The organism is Emticicia sp. (genome assembly GCF_043780375.1).
GTDB lineage: Bacteria > Bacteroidota > Bacteroidia > Cytophagales > Spirosomataceae > Emticicia.
The window spans coordinates 1-18,675 of sequence record NZ_JAYWCU010000085.1 but is presented as its reverse complement, the minus strand read 5'-3'; the positions used below and the strand labels follow the sequence as shown (position 1 = coordinate 18,675).

The following is an 18,675-nucleotide window of genomic DNA, read 5'->3' as shown; positions in this document are numbered from 1 at the left end:
CCCAATAGTCCAAATGGACTTTTATTGGAAGAATTGGGGTATTCTGACCTCAACGACGACTATAAGAACATGAAAGTCAGAGCAAAAGAAAAAGAATACAATTTTCCGTATTTGTATGATGGCGACACAGAAGCCACTTCGATAAAATATGGGCCAGTGGCTACTCCGCACGCTTTTGTTTTTGATAATAAACGTATTTTGCGTTATAATGGAAGACTCGATGCCCTCGAAAAACCAAGCAATGGAGGAAATGCCGAAGACCTTAGAAAAGCTCTTGATGAAGTTTTGGCAGGAAAAATAGTAACAACTCCTACAACAAAAACTTTTGGTTGCTCAGTCAAATGGGCTTGGAAAACGGAATATAACGAAAAAAATGAAAAAAACTGGAAATCACGCCCAGTAACACTCGAAGAATTAGATACGGATGGAATTAAAAAATTGGTAAAAAACGATGATTCAGACAAACTTCGTCTTATCAATGTTTGGGCAACTTGGTGTGGCCCATGCGTAATTGAATATCCTGATTTTTTGGATATTCATCGAATGTACGGGGCTAGAGATTTCGAATTTGTGTCAGTTTCAGCCGATAAAATGGAGAAAAAAGACAAAGTATTAAAGTTTTTGAAAGAAAAAAATTCGGGTGTAAAAAACTACATTTTTAAAGATGAAGATATTTATAAATTAATCGAAGCCATTGACCCAAAATGGAATGGAGCTTTGCCTTATACTCTTTTGGTGGAGCCTGGTGGAAAAAAAATCTATGGAATTCAAGGTAGTATTGACAATCAAAAACTCAAAAAAATGATTGTAGATCACCCAAAAATTGGAAGGTATTTTTGAGAAAATAATAACTTTATACATTTTGAAATTTTCTGCTTAGTAATCAGATGATTTTAAATTTCCTGACAAAAAATAAAGATATTATTTTGTACAGCATTTCGTTGGCTATTTTGCTGTTTTTATTAAAATGGTTTGAATTACGTTTAGTTATTATCAATAATGCCTTTGAAATCTACATTGGACTGATTGCTCTACTATTTACCGCTCTCGGCATTTGGATTGCCCTAAAACTAAATAAGCAGAAAGTAGAAACCCAAATTATAGCAAAAGAAGTTTTTAAAAATAATTTTGTCTTGGATGAAATTGAACTCAATAAATTGGGCTTGAGTAAAAGAGAATTAGAGGTTTTGCAATTAATGTCAGTTGGATTGACCAATCAAGAAATTGCAGAACAATTATTTATTTCGTTAAACACTATCAAAACTCATACTTCAAACTTATTTGAGAAATTGGATGTTAAACGCCGTACCCAAGCAATCGAAAAGGCAAAAAGATTAAGTTTAATAGCTTAGAAGTTCTCATACTTTGGTATGAAAAATGAGACTTGAGATAAAATCACTCAAAAGTATGAGTTGAAATTGAGACAAAACAGCCAGATTTGCAGTATAACCAAATTTTGAAATCAATGAAAAAAATCGTACTTACTTATGGGGGAATTTCGGGGTTAATTGTTTCTCTATTTTTACTTTCTTCAGTAGGATATTGCTATGCAACGGGCAATTTTCAAGGTAATATGTGGGTGGGCTATGCCTCCATGATTCTTGCTTTTTCGCTTATCTTTGTTGGCATAAAAAACTTTCGAGATAAACAAAATGAAGGAATAATTTCTTTCGGAAAAGCCTTAAAGATTGGACTTTTTATTACGCTCATTGCTTCGTCTTTTTATGTAATTACTTGGCTAATCGATTATTATTTTTTTATTCCAGATTTCATGGAGAAATTTGAAAATCAAGCAATACAAAGTCTAAAATCAAGCGGAGCAAGCACCTCAGAAATAAGCGAAAAAACTGCCGAAATGGCTGGTTATAAAGAAATGTATAAAAACCCACTTTGGGTGATAGTATTAACTTATATGGAAATAGTGCCAGTTGGTTTATTGGTTTCGCTTATTAGTGCTTTGATTTTGAAAAAGAAATAAAAAAATGAGGGATAAGTTTTAAAACTTATCCCTCATTTTTTACTCAACACCTTTGGTATATCAAGGAATATCTTTCGGTGGACGAGCAAAATAGGCTTCGATTGCTTCTTTTGAAGGCTGTTTGACTGGTCTTACAACTCTAAATCCTAAAAATGGAGCGTCAGTCAACCACCAATCAGACTTTGGAATCTGGGGGTCACGTTGTTTCAAATCTGGTGTTGAAGTTCGGCGAGAAGCACTACGCAATTTATCAGCATCATCGTCCCAATGTCCACCACGTATCACGTGTGGATAATGGTCTTTTGGTTGAATATAAGGATTGTTATTTGCTTCGGGTTTGCCATAAAAATCTGCTACATATAAGTCAGAAGTCCATTCGGCTACATTTCCGTACATATCATAAAGCCCCCAAGCGTTTGGTTTTAGTTGTCCAATTTTTTTATATGCACCATCCGAATTATCAAAATACCATGCATATTCTTTTAGCTTTGAAGCATCATCACCAAAATAAAACGTAGTTTTTGAACCCGCCCGAGCTGCATATTCCCACTCAGCTTCGGTTGGCAGTCGATAAAAATTTCCAGTTTTGGCATAAAGCCATTTGCAAAATGCACGTGCCGCAAACTGTGTAACATTACAAACTGGAAACCCACTTTCTTTTCCCTGCCCAAATGACATTTCGACATAAGGTTGAGTCGGTCGAGCTACAATGTTTACACGATTAGCTACTTCGGGGGTGTTTTTTTCGTCTTTAACTTCGAGTTCTTTATTGAAATACGTTTCGTACAATTCCCACGTAATTTCATACTTTGCCATCCAAAAAGCGTCAATTTTTACTTTATGTTGTGGGCCTTCATCGGGTTTACGGTTATTTTCTGAATCAATACTCCCCATCAAAAATTCGCCTGCAATAATCGGCTGCATTTCGATGCCGTGTTGCAAACCAGGAATTTGTTCGGTATAAGGTTTAAAATCTTCATTGCGAAATGCAACAAAAGTAAAGAATAGAAGAACGATAGCTATTTTTTTCACTGAGGTTGAGTTTTTTTACAAATATAAGATACGATTAAAATTATACACAAGATTTGCATGATTCATTTTGAAATGACTATCATTTCTAACATCATTCCTTATAAAAAACCCGCTTCACTCGCTCACTCACACCCGTCAATATTTCATAAGGAATCGTATCAATTGTTTTGGCTAAATCTGTGATTGACAAATTTTTACCAAAAATCACAACCTCATCTCCTTCCTCGCAAATAGCATCGCTTACGTCGATCATTGTCATATCCATACACACGTTACCAATTACTGGACAAGCTACCCCATTAACTAAAACCTTTCCAACGCCCTGACTAAAACCTCTATCAAAACCATCGGCATAACCAATGGCAATCGTTGCAATGCGTGAATCTTTACTCAATATTCCTTTGCGACTATAACCAATTGTTTCACCCTTTTTGAGGTTTTTTATTTGAGAAATAATAGTTTTTAAAGTGCCAACAGTCTGCAAAAAATGTTGTTCGGTACCAGTAATTTCTACACCATAAAGCCCAATTCCGAGGCGAACCATGTCGAATTTAGCATCAGGAAAACGAATAATTCCTGCCGAATTGCAGATATGTCTGAGTGGTTTAATACCATCAAGCGATGTCGTAATTTGTTGCGACATAAGGTCAAACTTCTCAATTTGAGATTTCGAAAAACCATTATGCTCGCTTTCATCTGCACCTACCAAATGGCTAAAAATAGAAGCGATTATAATATGAGAATTTTGTTTTAATTGCTCAATCAATTGCTCTATATCTTGTTCTTCAAAACCTAATCGGTGCATACCTGTATCAAGTTTTAGATGAATTTTAAACGATTTATTAGCAAAAGAAGAAGTAAATTCGAGGTATTGACTAAATATTTTGAAACTATAAATCTCAGGTTCTAAGTTATATTCGATGAGTTTGGCAAAAGATTCTGGCTGTGGATTTAGTACCATGATTGGCAATTTTATTCCATTTTGGCGAAGTATTACACCCTCATCAGTGTAAGCTACACCCAAATAATCTACTCGGTGATATTCGAGCAAACTTGCTACTTCTGCACTGCCACTTCCATAAGCAAAAGCTTTCACCATCACCATGATTTTTGTACTTGAACCGATTTTACTTCTATAATAATTCAAGTTATTAGTCAAGGCATCTAAATTCACTTCAAAAACAGTTCCATGAACTTTCTGAATCAAGCGATTGACAATTTTTTCAAATTCAAATTTCCTCGCACCTTTCAACAAAATTAATGAGCTTTGAAATTGAATGATTGGATGTTTCTCCAAAAACGCTTCGGTAGTCTGATAAAAGACCCCATTTTTAAAGAACTGCTGATTACGAGAAATAACTTCACCAATACCTATAACTTGGTCGATTTCTTTACCTTTCACCAAGTCTCCAATACTTTCATAAAGTTCCAACTCTTCTAAACCTGATTGCAACAAATCGCTTATAATCAACACTTTAAAGCGTTTTGTGTGTTGCTGACTCATAAAATTAAGAGCCATTGAAAGTCCAGCATAATCGTTATTATAAGTATCGTCTATCAGGTAGCAATCGTTAATTCCTTGCTTCAATTCCAAACGCATGGCAACTGGTTTGAGCAAATTTAAACGAGCTTGAATTTCTGCTACTTCAATTGATTGATGAAGCATTAAAAATATACAATGCGTAGCATTTTCGATAGAAGCATCATCGGCGAATGGAATCTGGAAATCATAGATTTTACTATTCCACAGAATCTGTAAAGTGCAATAAGTTGCCGATTTTGTTGCATTAACGAATATATTACTTCCTGCTTTTTTCGACCAACCAATAAGCTCAATCGTTGGGTTGACAGCTTTCAAAAGTAAACGAATCTCATCATCAATATCTTCATAATCTTTACAATAAATCAGGGTTTTACTTCGGCGAAAGAGTCGCAATTTTTCCGTAGTTTTTTGTTTTCTACTTCTAAAACCTTCGTCATGTGCCGAACCAACATTTGTAAAAATACCAATAGAAGGGCGAATGATTGGCTCAAGGTTTTCCATTTCCCCCGATTTGGAGATACCTGCCTCAAAGATTCCAAGTGTATGATTTTCGTTAATTTCCCAAACTGAAAGTGCCACACCTAATTGAGAATTATAGCTTCTTGGGCTTTTTATAACCGAGCGGCGTGCCGAATCATAATCTTTTGCCAATAATACGCTTAACCATTCTTTTACAATCGTTTTGCCATTACTACCTGTAATACCTACCACAGGAATATCAAATTTGAGTCGATGTTCTTGTGCAAGATTTTGTAAGGCTCGAATGCTATTTTCGACCAAGAAGATTTTAGCATTAGGCAATTTTTTAAAACGATTTTTCAAATCGTCAGTAATCGCTTTTTTCTCTACAACAAACTCTCGAACTCCTTTTTGGTAAAGTTCTTCGATAAATTGATGCCCATCATGGCGTTCACCTTTGATGGCAAAGAAAATGCTATGATCAGGTTGAGAAACAAAACGGCTGTCGGTCAATAAGACACTCGCTTCAGTAATAATAGGTTCGGAAGAAAATTTCACTTTTTTTTGAAGAAAACAACCCAACCCTTCCTAAGTAGGAAAGATTAGATAGCATTTATGGTTTTATAAAGCAGGTAAAAACTCCATATTGACAAATTGTCCTGCACTAATCATTTTGTTATTTTCAGCCTGTAAAATCATTTTATTTTTTGATATTTCAATGACTTTAAATTTACCTTTAAAACCCAAAATATCAATATCTAAAGTTTGGTTAGCATCTAATAAATACCATGTGCCGGCATTCAAGATTTGTTTAGTAATACGGTCTTTCGCACGAGTTACGTTATCATTACGAAATTCATAATCTAAGCCAAAAAGTGCTTGAGCTTGCGAATTTAGCTGATTTTGACTCAAAGTTTTACCCTCAACATCAGCAAATCGGTCAAGTTTCCAAAAGTTTGCTGAGATAACTTTTTTAGGTTCAGTTATTGTCTCGGTCTTTTTACAGCCGAATACAAACAAAACCATAGATAGCAATAAGATATTTTTCATTAATATATTCACATTATAAGATTCACATTACTTATTTTTTTTCCAAATCATAAGGCAAATAGTCATCAACTTTTGCTCCGTATTTGTGCAATTCTCGTACGATTGTTGAGCTTATCGGGGCTAATTCGGGCGAAGTAATCAAGAAAACTGTTTCCAGCTCGCCTACTAAATGACGATTTACTTGTGAAATCGTATTTTCGTACTCAAAATCGGTTGTATTTCGCAAGCCTCTTAACAGAAAATTTGCCCCACATTTAATTGCCGCATTAGCTGTTAGGTCGTCATAAGAAATGATTTTCAAGTTATCATTACTCTTAAACGTCTGTCTGATTTTCTCTGTCATCATTTCTAACGAAAAATATCGTTTTTTAGCCGAATTTGTGCCAATTCCGATAATTATTTCATCAAAAAGCTTTAGTCCTCGCATCACAATATCGGCATGCCCTTTCGTAAAAGGGTCGAATGAACCAGGAAAGAAAGCAACTTTTTTCATCTATGATTGACGTATTTTAAAGTCCAAGTATTTGATTTAGCTAATCATTTTGAATTAACTATATATTAGACTTCTTGCTATGGAAGATTATTCGTTTAAAAATAGCCTTTTTTTAAATCCAAACTCCCATTGCAACAAGTCTATTAACTATTGATAGTGTTCTATTAATACAAATGATACGAACTAAACAAAGTATAATATCGGTGTTCTGGTAAATCATCAAAGTATTGACTAAAACGCAATTTTATAGGATTTAGTGCAAATTTTATATTTTTTAGCGACTCACTCAATTGTATATATCCTTCAGAAAATGAAGTAATTTCGCCATAAAAAGTAACGGGCATCTCGGTTTGTAAGCTCAATTCATTCATTACAAAAAGTACATGATAAACCATGTCTTGTGAAGTACGAAAATGAAAACGGTTACAAAAATGCAACTTGGCATCTTTAAAATAAATTATTGATATATGATTATCTTCAAAATATAGGTGCAACCCATTGTTATTTCGGTCTTGCACGATGCCTTCAATAAGCGACCCAAGCACAGGAACAGGTGTAATTTTTCGGGCAGGATACATTTCTCGAAACCAGCCAATTAGTTCTTTTTGTACGCCAAAAACACTTACTACACCAAAACGACTATGCTTAAAATCAAAAATTTGCTCACGGTCAGAAAGATTTTTCCCGGCAGCAAAGTTGAGATATTTAGTAGCTTCATCAGCTTCATAATATTCGTCAGGAATCAAAGTAAAATTATTAGCATTGACAGTCAAACGGATAGTTTTCCAATAGTTTGCTGACAAAAAATTATGCTGTTGAAAAATAGTTTTGAGCGATTTAAGTAATTGATTTTCAGTCAGTAACGAAAAAACATGATAATCTTCCAACCACATAATTACATCGTGTTCTGAATGATACACAGCAAAGCGAAAACGGTCACGGCTTACTTCAATCAAAAGATGGCTTTCGGCAATCTGATTGCTATTAAAGCGGTCGTCTTTAATCTCGAAACTTGGTGATATATTTATAGCTAAAGTCTCCAAATTATGGCAAATGTTTTATTTTCACAGATACAAAATTGTCTTTTCTTTACAATTTTAAGCAAAATTCAACTATTTTCTAAGTATTTTCTACTAAATCAAACTCACTCATCGAAAAAACATTGTTTTGCAGAGGTAGCCAACTCACTTCTTTAATCAATTGTTCGCTGAGATTCATTTCGGGGTCATGACCTTTTATTAGATTTCCCGATAAAATTTTTACAGAAAAATAAAGTTCAACAGCATGTAATGGTGCTTGAACAAATTCTTTTGTTAATAATAAGCGTCCGACTTCTATTTTGAGACCAGTTTCCTCCAAAAATTCTCGTCGGAGAGTTTCTTCGGCAGTTTCACCTTCATCAACACCACCTCCAGGCGGACACCAATAATCATTCTTACCCAAAATTGGTCGATGACAAACTAACAAAATTTGTCCATTTTCGATGCAAACACCACACACCCTCACCCGAATACGGTTTCCATAAAGTTGTTGGGCGATTATTTGGTGATTTGTTGAGAGCATTTAACAAAAATCTATTAAAGTTTGCAAAGATAATGAATCAAAAACGAGTGATTTACTGAATGTGTGAATGTTTTTTAAAATTTAAAGGTTTATTTTGCATTCGGATTCGAGATTGTATATACGAAATTTTAGAAAGAATGTCATTGTTTAAAATAAATTGGCAAGAAAAAATTCTGAAATTTTCCTCATATCTCGGAATCTTGTATCTCATATCTTTCAAAAAATGGCCCTCGACGAAAACGTAAAACCTTCAGAACGATTTCTTAAAAAATTCCCCTTCACTCCTACTTTGGGGCAAGCAAAATTGTTTGAGTTGATGGATGAATTTATCCTTGACGAAGAAAAATTTCGTGATGTTTTTATGCTCAAAGGCTATGCAGGAACTGGAAAAACGACTTTTGTAGGTACTTTGATTAAGGTTTTAAAGGAATTTGGTTATAAAACCGTACTGCTTGCACCAACGGGTCGAGCAGCAAAAGTGATGTCGAGCTATTCAAAAAAGATTGCTTTGACAATTCATAAAAAAATCTATCGTCAAGTCGAAAACGCCTATACAGGAGCTTTGGTTTTTGAACGCCAAAAAAATAACCAAGAAGGCACCGTTTACATTGTTGATGAGGCATCGATGATTTCGGACGTGCGAGAATTTGGTACAAATAGCTTGTTGCACGATTTATTAGACTTTGTTTTTGAGCAAGAAACTAATAAACTTTTATTGATTGGCGACGAAGCACAATTGCCGCCTGTTGGTATCGCTTTTAGTCCAGCTTTGGATGCAGACCACCTCCGAAATCGCTATCATACTTCACTTACTGAGCATTGCCTAACCGAAGTAATGCGACAAGGTGAAGGTTCGGGAATATTGACAAATGCCACCGATTTACGGAAACAATTAACGGCAGAAGTGCCTAATATTCAATTAGTTACCAGCAAATACCGAGATTTTTATCGTATGACCAGCGAGCGTTTGGAAGATGGTATCAGGTACGCTTATGATAAATATGGGCGAGAAAACACGACTATTATTACTCGTTCAAACAAAACGGCGGTGCAGTATAATAGGTATATTAGAAACACCATTAATTACTCAGAAAATGAGCTTGAATCGGGCGATATGTTGATGGTAGTACGTAATAATTATACAGTTTTGGGCGAAGAATCAAAAGCTGGATTTATTGCTAACGGTGATTTTGTAGAAGTGCTGAAAATTCGTCGGGAAGAAGAAATGCACGGACTACGTTTTGCCAATGTTACGCTCAAATTGATAGATTATCCTGACGAAGAAGAATTTGATACTAAAATTATTCTTAATACTCTTTATTCAAATGCACCAACACTCACGAGCGAGGAAAACAAGTTGCTTTATGAGAATGTTTTGAAAGATTATTTTTGGGTAAAATCTAAAAAAGAACGCCAAGATTTACTTCGAAAAGACAGTTATTTGAATGCCCTTCAAGTTAAATTTGCTTATGCTCTTACTTGCCACAAATCGCAAGGCGGGCAGTGGGATGCCGTATTTATAGACCAAGGCTATTTACCTGAAAATCAAGTAGATAGCGACTTTATTCGATGGCTTTATACAGCCATCACTCGTGGGGTAAAAGAAGTTTTTTTACTCAATTTCAATAAGCAGTTCTTAGAAAACAAAGAATAAATCATGTCGAAAAATCACAAAAAACTCGAAAAATATATCAAGAAAAAAGCATTTACTTCGCCAGGTACACTTGTGTATGTAGGCAAAGAAACGGCTCAAGATACTATTATAAAATTGGTAGAATTCAACCAAGAATTCTACCAGCAAAAAATCATAAAAGTGCTGAATGATTGCAGGTCAGACTATCCCGAAGATCACGTAAATTGGCTTGATGTTGATGGCATACATGAAGTTTCGGTAGTGGAAGCCGTGGGCAAACATTATCACCTGCATCCACTTTTGCTTGAAGATGTATTAAACACTGAACAAAAACCTAAATTAGAGCATTTTGGTGAGCATAACATCTTTATTATAATGAAAATGCTTCAATTTAATGTCGAAAACAATGAGATAGAATCTGAACACGTTGCTTTAATTCTGGGACAAGATTATGTCATTTCATTCCAAGAAGTTCATAAATCTGATGTATTTGGAGCTATTTATGAAAGATTGAAGACATCGGTTGGTAAAACTCGTAAAGGAAAAGCAGATTATTTATTATATTCGCTCTGCGATTTGGTTGTAGATAATTACTTTGTTGTTATTGAACAATTTAGCGAAAAATTAGAAGAATTAGAAATAAGAATTATCGAAAATCCCCATCAAAAAGACCAAGCAATATTGTATGGATTGAAAAGAGAATTAATGCAAATTCGTAAAGCAGTTTTGCCTTTGCGTGATATTTTTGGCTCACTTACAAGAGATGATTCCCCTTTAATTCATCCTGAAACAAATGTTTATTTACGAGATATTTATGACCATGTTTTACAAACGCTCGAAACGATTGAAAACTATCGTGAAATGATTGAAAGCATTCAAAACATTTATCTTACGAGTTTGAGCAATAAGATGAACTCAGTAATGAAAACTTTAACGGTTTTTACTGCTATCTTCATGCCTCTGACCTTCGTTGCAGGTATTTATGGCATGAATTTCGACAATATGCCCGAGCTCCGCCATCCCAATGGATATTTTTTAACACTCGGAGGCATGGTTGGTATGTCGTTACTGCTTTGGATTTATTTTAAATTGAAAAAGTATGTCTAACATGATTTTCATCAGATAAATATAGATGGAAAGTTATTGGAGCAAAATGCACAAAAGGCAAGAAAAATAGTGAAGTGACGCCAGATGGTATTTGCATCGAAAGTGATTGGTTTAGTAAGCAAAATTTAGTTTTGGCGGCAGAAAGTGAGTACAAAGAGCAAGGAGATAACAGCAATATCTGCTTTGTTATTCTTCATATTTTTTTTTCCTTATGGTGATTTCAAAACCAAACTGGCAATAAAATAATAGAAAAAAAGCCACACTTATTTAATGCTACTTTGGCACTTTTAACCGTGTAGATTTTTATTACAAATGCTCTGCCAATTTAGCTTGTTATTTTAGCTGTAACTCCTCCCTTTCCAAACTAATTTGGTTGGCATAGCATAGGCAATCAATTGCAAAAACCAAAACACGTACATATAGATTGTATAAGCAGGAAGGTATTTTAATAAATGAATTTGATTAAGTTTTTTTAAAATTTTGAACCCATAAAAGAAGTTAATCAAAAAATTAATAACAAAAACATAGACAGAAACTTTCCAACTTAACAAACTGATAATCAACAAAATAGGCAAAACTAATCCTTGAATTAGTGCCGGTATGATTAATATTGATTTTGAGGCAATTCCACCCGTTACCCAACGTTTGCGTTGCTCAAAGTAATTGGGTGGTGGTTTAGTAACCGTCATTAGAGAAGGCTCAAATTCTTGCCTAAATTCAAATCCTTTATCAACAACTGCTTTGTAAAGAGCATAATCTTCGACAATCGAAAAACCTATTTTTTCATACCCGCCAACCGCCCAATATGCCTTTGCCGAAACCATCATATTATTACCCATTGCTGTAGATGGAATCTTGTAATCGGTCATTCGTTTCATTAAATATAAAGCAAAAAACCACTCTATTGCTTGGCAAGCCTCAAACCAATTGCTGTATTTCACCAATGTAATGCCTGTAGCAACACCTTCAATTTTCGGCATTTCTTCAATCCAGCATTCAGGAACTTCTACATCTGCATCAGTAAAGAAAAAATATTCACCTTTAGCATAATGTGCCAATTGTGCCAAAACATTCGCTTTCCCTTTGAGTTCAGCTACTTGGTTTTCGATATTAAATAACTGATAATGAGCGGTACAACGTTTCGACTTTTGAGCAATAAATTCTTGAATTATCTCTTCAGTTCGGTCAGTCGAGCCATCATTTCCAATTAATATTTGTAGATACTCTTTAGGGTAAGTCAGTTTTTCTAATGAATGCAATAAATCTAAAATATTATTTTCTTCATTGCGAGCGGCAATAAAAATAGAAACTTTTGGAAAGTTTTTGGTTATTTTCATTTCAAAGCATCAAACAAAATTTCAATTGGGTGGAAAGCAATTCTACCTGTTCCATCTTTAATTTGGTGACGACAGCTCGTGCCAGCGGCAGCAATTATTGTATCCTCCGCTTGTTTTCTGACGGTTGGAAATAAGACTAACTCCCCGATTTGCATCGAAACATCGTAATGCTCTTTTTCGTAGCCAAATGAACCTGCCATGCCACAACAACCCGATGGAATTAAATGTACTTCATAATTTTGTGGTAACGACATAGCTTTTTTGCTTGGAGTAAGGCTCGAAAGTGCTTTTTGATGACAATGTCCATGCAATTTTATCAGTCGTTTTTCGTCGGTAAATTGTTCTTTTCTAATATTTCCTCGGTCAATTTCTTGGGCAAACCATTCTTCAAACAGAAAAGTATTTTTAGCTATTTTTTGAGCTGATGCCTTTAATTCGTTAGGAACTAAATCTAAATATTCATCTCTAAAAGTTAGTATTGCCGAAGGTTCTATGCCAATCAAAGGGGTTTGGTCAGTAATTAAGTTTTTGAGTTTTTCTACGTTTTTGATGGCAATTTTCTGAGCTTTCCGCACTAACCCTTTTGATAAATAAGAACGCCCCGACTCAATATGCTCTGGAATACTTACTTGATAACCAAGTCTTTGTAAAAGGCTTATGAGTTTTTTTCCAACTTCAACATCATTATAATTAGTAAATTCATCACAAAAAAGAAAAACTTGTTTTTGACTTATATCTTTCTGGTCTTGACTTTTATTCCAAGCTTTTAGCGTTGTTTTTGCCAAATTTGGCATTGTTCGCTCTGGGTGAAAACCTACCATTTTATTGGCGATTTTACGCAAGCCTTCATTTTCAAAAATCAAATTATAAGCCCACGGTGCAATAGAGGCCAATTGCATCAATTTACTAAAATTACCAACCAATTTTGAACGCAAAGGCACACCATGCTGATCGTAATAATGTTGCATAAATTCGGCTTTCATCTTGCCAACATCAACACTCGACGGACATTCAGACTTACAGCCTTTGCAAGAAAGACATAAACCTAAAACATCCTTAACAGCCGCCCCCGATGGAGGAGCTAAAAACTCACTTCCTATCGTGGCAGGAGTCGTGTAGTAATGCCGCAGCATATTTGCCCTCGCCCTTGTTGTATCTTTTTCTTGGCGAGTTGCCATATAGCTCGGACACATCGTGCCGCCAGTTATTTCGGTTTTACGACAATCGCCTGAACCAGCACATTTTTCGGCTAAACGCAAAATTCCGTCTTGCTCTGAAAAATCAAAAATAGTCGAAATAACAGATTCAGGTTGATCTTGTTGAACTCTTAAAAACTCATTCATGGGGGGTGTATCTGTAATTTTCCCACGGTTAAAAATATTATTTGGGTCGAAAATATGCTTTACTTCTTTGAATAATTCATAGTTTTTTTCACCCATCATAAAAGGCAAAAACTCGCCACGTAAGCGTCCATCTCCATGCTCACCCGAAAGCGAACCATTGTATTTTTTAACTAAAACCGCCGTTTCTGCCAATACTTGTCTAAAAAGTTGTTTACCTTCACTTGTACGCAAATTCATCATCGGAATCACGTGCAGCTCGCCAGCTCCTGCATGAGCAGTAATAGAATATTGAAGTTGATGTTTTTTTAATAAAATCTCTAATTCATCAATATAATCAGGTAAATCTTCGGGCGAAACGGCACAATCTTCAATCAAATTGGTTGGTTGAAAATCGCCTTTTTGGTTGGAAAGTATGCCCAAAGCTGCTTTTCTTAAATCCCAAGCCTTTGTACACTCAGCATTTAGCAAGATTGGATACGCAAATCCAAGGTTTTCCCTGTGCAATTCTTCAATAAATTGAGCAGTTTTCTTTTCCAACAATTCGAGCGTATCAGCAAAAAACTCAACCATCAAAATCGCAGCTGGTTTTCCTACCACAAACGAACGATTACGAGTTTGTTCAATATTACCTTTGGTTAATTCCAACACTAAATCATCCATCAATTCGGAAGCAAAACATTGGTGTTTCAACGCAAGCAAATTTACCAAAAGCGACTCTCTTATTGTGCTGCAATGCACATTGACCAAGGCAAATTCTTTAGGTGGCAAGTCAATCAATTTTAATTTAGCCTCAGTAATTAAGCACAATGTTCCTTCTGAGCCAGCGATTAAAGCCCCCAAACCTCCAATTGGGCATCTGAAAATTTCACCATTTTTGGGTGCAATTCCTAAAAGATAATCCAAAGCATAACCAGTATTTCTTCTTGTAATTTCTTTATTAGGAAACCCTTTTTCGATAGCTTCTTGGTTTTCAGGATTTTCAATCAAAGTTTTAATTTCCTGATATATTTTTGCTTCTAAAGTGTCACCTTTACATTTTTCTTGAAATTGTTTTTGGCTTAAATCACCGAAAACTACTTCACTTCCATCGCTCAATAAAGCCGTAATTTCCACTAAATTACCACGGGTATCGCCCCAAACAATTGAATGAAGTCCGCACGAATTATTACCAATCATGCCACCAATCATAGCACGGCTCGAAGTTGAGGTTTCTGGCCCAAATAGTAAACCGTAAGGGTGAAGATACGCATTCAAATCATTGCGAATGACACCAGGCTGCACTCTCACCCATTTCTCGGCTTGATTAACTTCAATAATTTTATTAAAATATTTAGAAATATCAACCACAATGCCATTGCCAACCACTTGCCCAGCCAACGAAGTACCTGCAGCACGAGGAATAAGCGTAGTTTTTTTCTCTTGGGCAAAAGCAATGAGTTGCTCTAAATCTGAGACCGTTTTAGGAATGGCCACTGCTAAAGGTTTTTCTTGATACACCGAAGCATCAGTCGAATAAACCACCCGTAAAGCTTCATGTTGATGCGATTCATCAAAAAATAGTTCGCCATCAAAGATTTTGGCTAATTTTTCAAAATTATCAATCAGAGTACCGTTTTCAGAAATTTTAAACATACGAATTTTATAGGGCGTTTTAGAACACAAAATAAAGCATTTTCATCTTCATTAAATAGATGCTGTCATAAAAAAAATGTTTGATGCCGTGTGGGCAGTATGTAATATTTAAGTATTTAGTCTATTTTTGTTTTTTGATGCATTAGCAATCACAAAACCCTATTCAACCTTTCTATGAAAAATAAATACCTGCTTGCTTTTATCTTATTAACCAGTCTATTTTTCCTTTGGGGATTTGCTCTCAATCTTAACCCTATCTTGATTCCACACCTCAAAAAAGCTTGTCAATTAACCGATTTTCAGTCTGCTTTGATAGATTCAGCTTCTTATATTGCCTATTTTTTGGTGGCTCTACCCGCAGGTTTATTCATGAAAAAATATGGCTATAAATATGGTATTACACTCGGTTTATTGCTCTTTGCAGTAGGAACATTTTTATTTTATCCTGCTGCCGAACTCCGCAATTATGCGTTCTTTTTGGTTGCATTGTTTGTAATTGCAAGTGGTCTTACTTTTCTCGAAACTGCTGCAAATCCCTATATTACGGTCTTAGGCGATGCCGATTCTGCCACACAAAGACTTAATTTCGCTCAATCTTTCAATGGTTTGGCAGCTTTTTTAGCTCCTTTGGCTGGTGGATTATTTATTTTATCGGGCAAAACGCTTACAGCTCAAGAAGAGCAAGCAATGTCCACCGACCAACTCAATGAATACCTCAACCATGAAGCATCATCGGTGCAAACTCCTTTTTTGCTGATCGGCGTAGTTGTACTTTTGGTAGCCATCTTGATTTGGCGAACAGCTTTGCCAGAAATCAAAGAAGAAACTGATGAAACAAGCAGCTCAAGTGACTCAATTTGGGGAGAAAAGAATCTCATTTTGGGTGTAATTGCTCAATTTTTTTATGTTGGAGCTCAAGTTTGCGTGAGTAGTTTTTTTATTCGTTTTTCAGACAAAGTAGCAGGAATCGAAGAACGAAGTGCAGCTTTTTTCCTTTCGGGAGCATTATTAGGCTTTATGATTGGTCGTTTTGTAGGTACATATCTCATGCGATTTGTAGCCCCATCTCGCCTTTTAGCGATTTATAGTGTCATCAACTTTGCTTTACTTATTATTGCTATTATGACTAATGGAATGGTTTCAATTTATGCTTTAATTGGCGTAGAGTTCTTTATGTCTATCATGTTTCCAACTATTTTTGCTTTGAGTATCAGAGGTTTGGGCGAAAAAACCAAAATTGGTTCATCCTTAGTAATTATGGCTATTGTAGGCGGTGCCATTTTTCCAGTTATTATGGGGCGTATTTCTGATGTGACAAATATTCAGACTTCTTATATCGTGCCCGCTCTTTGCTTTACGGTCGTATTGTATTTTGCTTTGAAAAATGCTAAAGTAAAGTACATAAAACTTGGTTCATCTCACTAAAAATTGAAAAAAATATTAAAATGAATTTACATTTAAAAGATAAAATAATCATCGTTACGGGTGGTGCCAAAGGTATTGGCGAAGGAATTGTAAAGGTTTTGGCAAACGAAGGAGCGATTCCTGTAATTGTTGGACGAAACGAAAAAGACAATACCCTTTTAGTTGATGAGCTTGCCAAAGAAAACAAACAATCGTTTCAAGTAGTAGCTGAACTTTCAAACCCCGAAGCCTGCAAAAATGCGGTGGATACTATCATGAAAAAGTTCGCAAGAATTGATGGTTTGGTAAATAATGCAGGGGTAAATGATGGCGTAAGTCTCGAAAATGGAGATTATGCTCGATTTATGGCTTCGCTTCACAGCAACATGATACATTATTATCTGATGGCTCATCATGCTTTGCCTGCCTTGAAACTCAGCAAAGGTGCGATTGTCAATGTGAGTTCAAAAGTAGCTGAAACAGGACAAGGAAATACCTCTGCCTACGCAGCGTCTAATGGTGGCCGAAATGCACTCACGCGTGAATGGGCGGTCGAATTATTGAAATACGGCATCAGAGTAAATGCCCTGATTGTTGCAGAATGTTATACGCCTCTTTACGAAAAATGGATAAAAACATTGCCAAATCCAGCAGAAACATTGCAAGAAATCAATGCCAGAATTCCGTTAGAAAACCGCATGACAACTGCCGAAGAAATAGCCAATATGGTCGTATTTTTACTTTCAGATGCCTCGAGTCACACAACTGGGCAATTAATTCATGTCGATGGTGGATATGTGCATTTAGATAGGTCTATTTTGAAACTTTAATTTACTCGATTCTAAAATTACAATACTTTGAAAACAATCATATTAAATCAGCCTGGTGAGCTTGTCTTAACAGACCGAGAAATAAACGATGATTTAGCAGAAAATGAAGCTCTTTTAAAAATTCATCGCATTGGTATTTGTGGCACAGATTATCATGCTTACCGAGGCAAACAGCCATTTTTTAGTTATCCACGGGTGCTTGGGCATGAATTAGGGGCAGAAGTGATTGCCTTAGGAAAAGGTGTTGCAAACGATAAAATTGTTGTGGGCAATAAAGTTTCGGTTGAGCCATATCTCAATTGTGGTCATTGCCAATCTTGCAGAAATGGCAAATCAAATTGCTGCGAAAACCTAAAAGTAATGGGTGTTCATAGTGATGGTGGCATGTGCGAATACATGAAAGTTCCTGCAAATAAACTGCATCCTTCTGACATATTAAGTTACGAACAATTGGCTTTGGTAGAGACTTTGGGCATCGGAGCTCATGCAGTGCAACGTGCAAATGTCAATTCAAACGATATTGTTTTAGTCATTGGTGCTGGGCCAATTGGACTTTCAGTCATTCAGTTTGCCAAAATTCATCAGGCACAAATTGCCGTAATGGATTTTAGTAAACAAAGGCTTGATTTTGCCAACGAAATCATCGGAACAGATTATAGCATCGTACCAACAGATGATTTTTCGACAGATAATTTACGAAAAATACTTGGTGGAAATTTACCAACAATAATTTTTGATGCCACAGGCAATGCACAATCAATGATGAAGGCTTTTTCGCTTTTGGCTTTTGGTGGAAAATTAGTCTATGTAGGTCTTTTTCAAGGAGAAGTTACCTTTTTTGACCCTGATTTTCATCGCCGTGAGGTTACACTTTTAGCGAGTAGAAATGCACTTCCTACTGATTTTACAAATATTATTCAGCAAATGGAAAGTGGTAAAATTGATACAAAAGCATGGATAACTCACCAAACCAATTTTGATGAGTTACCTAAAATGTTTGATTCTTGGCTCGACCCAAAATCGCAAGTGATTAAAGCGATGGCGGTGCTTTGAGTTCTTTCTGTGGGTTCTTTACTTTTGGACTTGATGCTTTAAAAACTCGTTTTTTTACAAACAATATTTTAAATTTATTAACCTAAAATATAAAAACAAACTCATCAGTATTTTGAACCTAAGTACTTGGGCAAAATTAGTTTAGATTAAAATCTGAAAAATTGATTGTTACATTTTTGCCTAAATTTGCTAAAAACCGATTAACAGCATAGAAAAGA

The 18,675-nt window shown here is 35.5% G+C and carries 16 protein-coding genes; 8 read left to right on the top strand and 8 right to left on the bottom strand.

Translation table 11 applies throughout. From position 1 onward, the window contains the following. The 3 genes from ACH2CJ_RS06460 to ACH2CJ_RS06450 all read left to right on the top strand — a co-directional run. A partial coding sequence (locus ACH2CJ_RS06460) for a redoxin domain-containing protein (protein WP_394991436.1) occupies positions 1–840 on the top strand: 840 nt, incomplete at its 5' end. A 47-nt stretch (positions 841–887) separates the two neighbouring features. Then, positions 888–1,352: a response regulator transcription factor gene (locus tag ACH2CJ_RS06455; protein ID WP_394991435.1), complete on the top strand. Its 465-nt coding sequence runs from the start codon at positions 888–890 to the stop codon at positions 1,350–1,352. A 113-nt stretch (positions 1,353–1,465) separates the two neighbouring features. Next, positions 1,466–1,978, top strand: coding sequence for a DUF4199 domain-containing protein (locus tag ACH2CJ_RS06450; RefSeq protein WP_394991434.1), 513 nt, complete (start codon positions 1,466–1,468; stop codon positions 1,976–1,978). Between the two features lie 60 nt (positions 1,979–2,038). Here ACH2CJ_RS06450 and ACH2CJ_RS06445 read toward each other — a convergent pair whose 3' ends face one another. The 6 genes from ACH2CJ_RS06445 to ACH2CJ_RS06420 all read right to left on the bottom strand — a co-directional run bounded on the left by ACH2CJ_RS06445 (position 2,039) and on the right by ACH2CJ_RS06420 (position 8,118). Continuing rightward, positions 2,039–3,010 (bottom strand): formylglycine-generating enzyme family protein, encoded by a 972-nt coding sequence (locus ACH2CJ_RS06445; protein WP_394991433.1) that lies wholly within the window; start codon positions 3,008–3,010, stop codon positions 2,039–2,041. Between the two features lie 91 nt (positions 3,011–3,101). Then, positions 3,102–5,570, bottom strand: coding sequence for a bifunctional UDP-N-acetylmuramoyl-tripeptide:D-alanyl-D-alanine ligase/alanine racemase (locus ACH2CJ_RS06440; protein ID WP_394991432.1), 2,469 nt, complete (start codon positions 5,568–5,570; stop codon positions 3,102–3,104). Between the two features lie 63 nt (positions 5,571–5,633). After that, complete coding sequence (locus ACH2CJ_RS06435) at positions 5,634–6,062, bottom strand: hypothetical protein (protein WP_394991431.1); 429 nt, start codon at positions 6,060–6,062, stop codon at positions 5,634–5,636. Between the two features lie 31 nt (positions 6,063–6,093). Next, positions 6,094–6,555, bottom strand: a complete 462-nt coding sequence (gene coaD / locus ACH2CJ_RS06430) for a pantetheine-phosphate adenylyltransferase (protein ID WP_394991430.1) — start codon at positions 6,553–6,555, stop codon at positions 6,094–6,096. Between the two features lie 164 nt (positions 6,556–6,719). After that, complete coding sequence (locus ACH2CJ_RS06425; RefSeq protein ID WP_394991429.1) at positions 6,720–7,598, bottom strand: DUF3822 family protein; 879 nt, start codon at positions 7,596–7,598, stop codon at positions 6,720–6,722. A gap of 76 nt (positions 7,599–7,674) precedes the next feature. Then, on the bottom strand, positions 7,675–8,118 hold the full coding sequence (locus tag ACH2CJ_RS06420; protein ID WP_394991428.1) for an NUDIX domain-containing protein: 444 nt from the start codon (positions 8,116–8,118) through the stop codon (positions 7,675–7,677). 223 nt (positions 8,119–8,341) lie between these two features. Between ACH2CJ_RS06420 and ACH2CJ_RS06415 the strand changes: the two genes are divergently transcribed. Together ACH2CJ_RS06415 and corA are read left to right on the top strand one after the other, a co-directional pair. Then, complete coding sequence (locus tag ACH2CJ_RS06415; protein ID WP_394991427.1) at positions 8,342–9,772, top strand: ATP-dependent RecD-like DNA helicase; 1,431 nt, start codon at positions 8,342–8,344, stop codon at positions 9,770–9,772. A gap of 3 nt (positions 9,773–9,775) precedes the next feature. Continuing rightward, a complete protein-coding gene (gene corA / locus ACH2CJ_RS06410; protein ID WP_394991426.1) occupies positions 9,776–10,858 on the top strand; it encodes a magnesium/cobalt transporter CorA in 1,083 nt (360 codons plus the stop codon). A 338-nt stretch (positions 10,859–11,196) separates the two neighbouring features. Here corA and ACH2CJ_RS06405 read toward each other — a convergent pair whose 3' ends face one another. After that, complete coding sequence (locus ACH2CJ_RS06405) at positions 11,197–12,195, bottom strand: glycosyltransferase (protein ID WP_394991425.1); 999 nt, start codon at positions 12,193–12,195, stop codon at positions 11,197–11,199. Then, positions 12,192–15,170 (bottom strand): FAD-binding and (Fe-S)-binding domain-containing protein, encoded by a 2,979-nt coding sequence (locus tag ACH2CJ_RS06400; RefSeq protein WP_394991424.1) that lies wholly within the window; start codon positions 15,168–15,170, stop codon positions 12,192–12,194. Before ACH2CJ_RS06400 ends, ACH2CJ_RS06405 begins: the two co-directional genes overlap by 4 nt. A gap of 174 nt (positions 15,171–15,344) precedes the next feature. Between ACH2CJ_RS06400 and fucP the strand changes: the two genes are divergently transcribed. From fucP to ACH2CJ_RS06385, 3 genes are read left to right on the top strand one after another with little or no spacing between them, the layout of a single operon-like run. Further along, positions 15,345–16,595 (top strand): L-fucose:H+ symporter permease, encoded by a 1,251-nt coding sequence (gene fucP, locus ACH2CJ_RS06395; RefSeq protein WP_394991423.1) that lies wholly within the window; start codon positions 15,345–15,347, stop codon positions 16,593–16,595. A 20-nt stretch (positions 16,596–16,615) separates the two neighbouring features. Then, a complete protein-coding gene (locus ACH2CJ_RS06390; protein WP_394991422.1) occupies positions 16,616–17,404 on the top strand; it encodes an SDR family oxidoreductase in 789 nt (262 codons plus the stop codon). A 27-nt stretch (positions 17,405–17,431) separates the two neighbouring features. After that, positions 17,432–18,457: a zinc-binding alcohol dehydrogenase family protein gene (locus ACH2CJ_RS06385; protein WP_394991421.1), complete on the top strand. Its 1,026-nt coding sequence runs from the start codon at positions 17,432–17,434 to the stop codon at positions 18,455–18,457. Positions 18,458–18,675 lie beyond the last annotated feature (218 nt).

Bases quoted from the DNA above. Each gene is read 5' to 3' on its own strand.
- ACH2CJ_RS06420 (WP_394991428.1), bottom strand. From the start codon at position 8,118: ATGCTCTCAACAAATCACCAAATAATCGCCCAACAACTTTATGGAAAC.
- ACH2CJ_RS06405 (WP_394991425.1), bottom strand. From the start codon at position 12,195: ATGAAAATAACCAAAAACTTTCCAAAAGTTTCTATTTTTATTGCCGCT.
- ACH2CJ_RS06415 (WP_394991427.1), top strand. From the start codon at position 8,342: ATGGCCCTCGACGAAAACGTAAAACCTTCAGAACGATTTCTTAAAAAA.
- ACH2CJ_RS06455 (WP_394991435.1), top strand. From the start codon at position 888: ATGATTTTAAATTTCCTGACAAAAAATAAAGATATTATTTTGTACAGC.
- ACH2CJ_RS06400 (WP_394991424.1), bottom strand. From the start codon at position 15,170: ATGTTTAAAATTTCTGAAAACGGTACTCTGATTGATAATTTTGAAAAA.
- ACH2CJ_RS06390 (WP_394991422.1), top strand. From the start codon at position 16,616: ATGAATTTACATTTAAAAGATAAAATAATCATCGTTACGGGTGGTGCC.
- corA (WP_394991426.1), top strand. From the start codon at position 9,776: ATGTCGAAAAATCACAAAAAACTCGAAAAATATATCAAGAAAAAAGCA.
- ACH2CJ_RS06435 (WP_394991431.1), bottom strand. From the start codon at position 6,062: ATGAAAAATATCTTATTGCTATCTATGGTTTTGTTTGTATTCGGCTGT.
- fucP (WP_394991423.1), top strand. From the start codon at position 15,345: ATGAAAAATAAATACCTGCTTGCTTTTATCTTATTAACCAGTCTATTT.
- coaD (WP_394991430.1), bottom strand. From the start codon at position 6,555: ATGAAAAAAGTTGCTTTCTTTCCTGGTTCATTCGACCCTTTTACGAAA.
- ACH2CJ_RS06450 (WP_394991434.1), top strand. From the start codon at position 1,466: ATGAAAAAAATCGTACTTACTTATGGGGGAATTTCGGGGTTAATTGTT.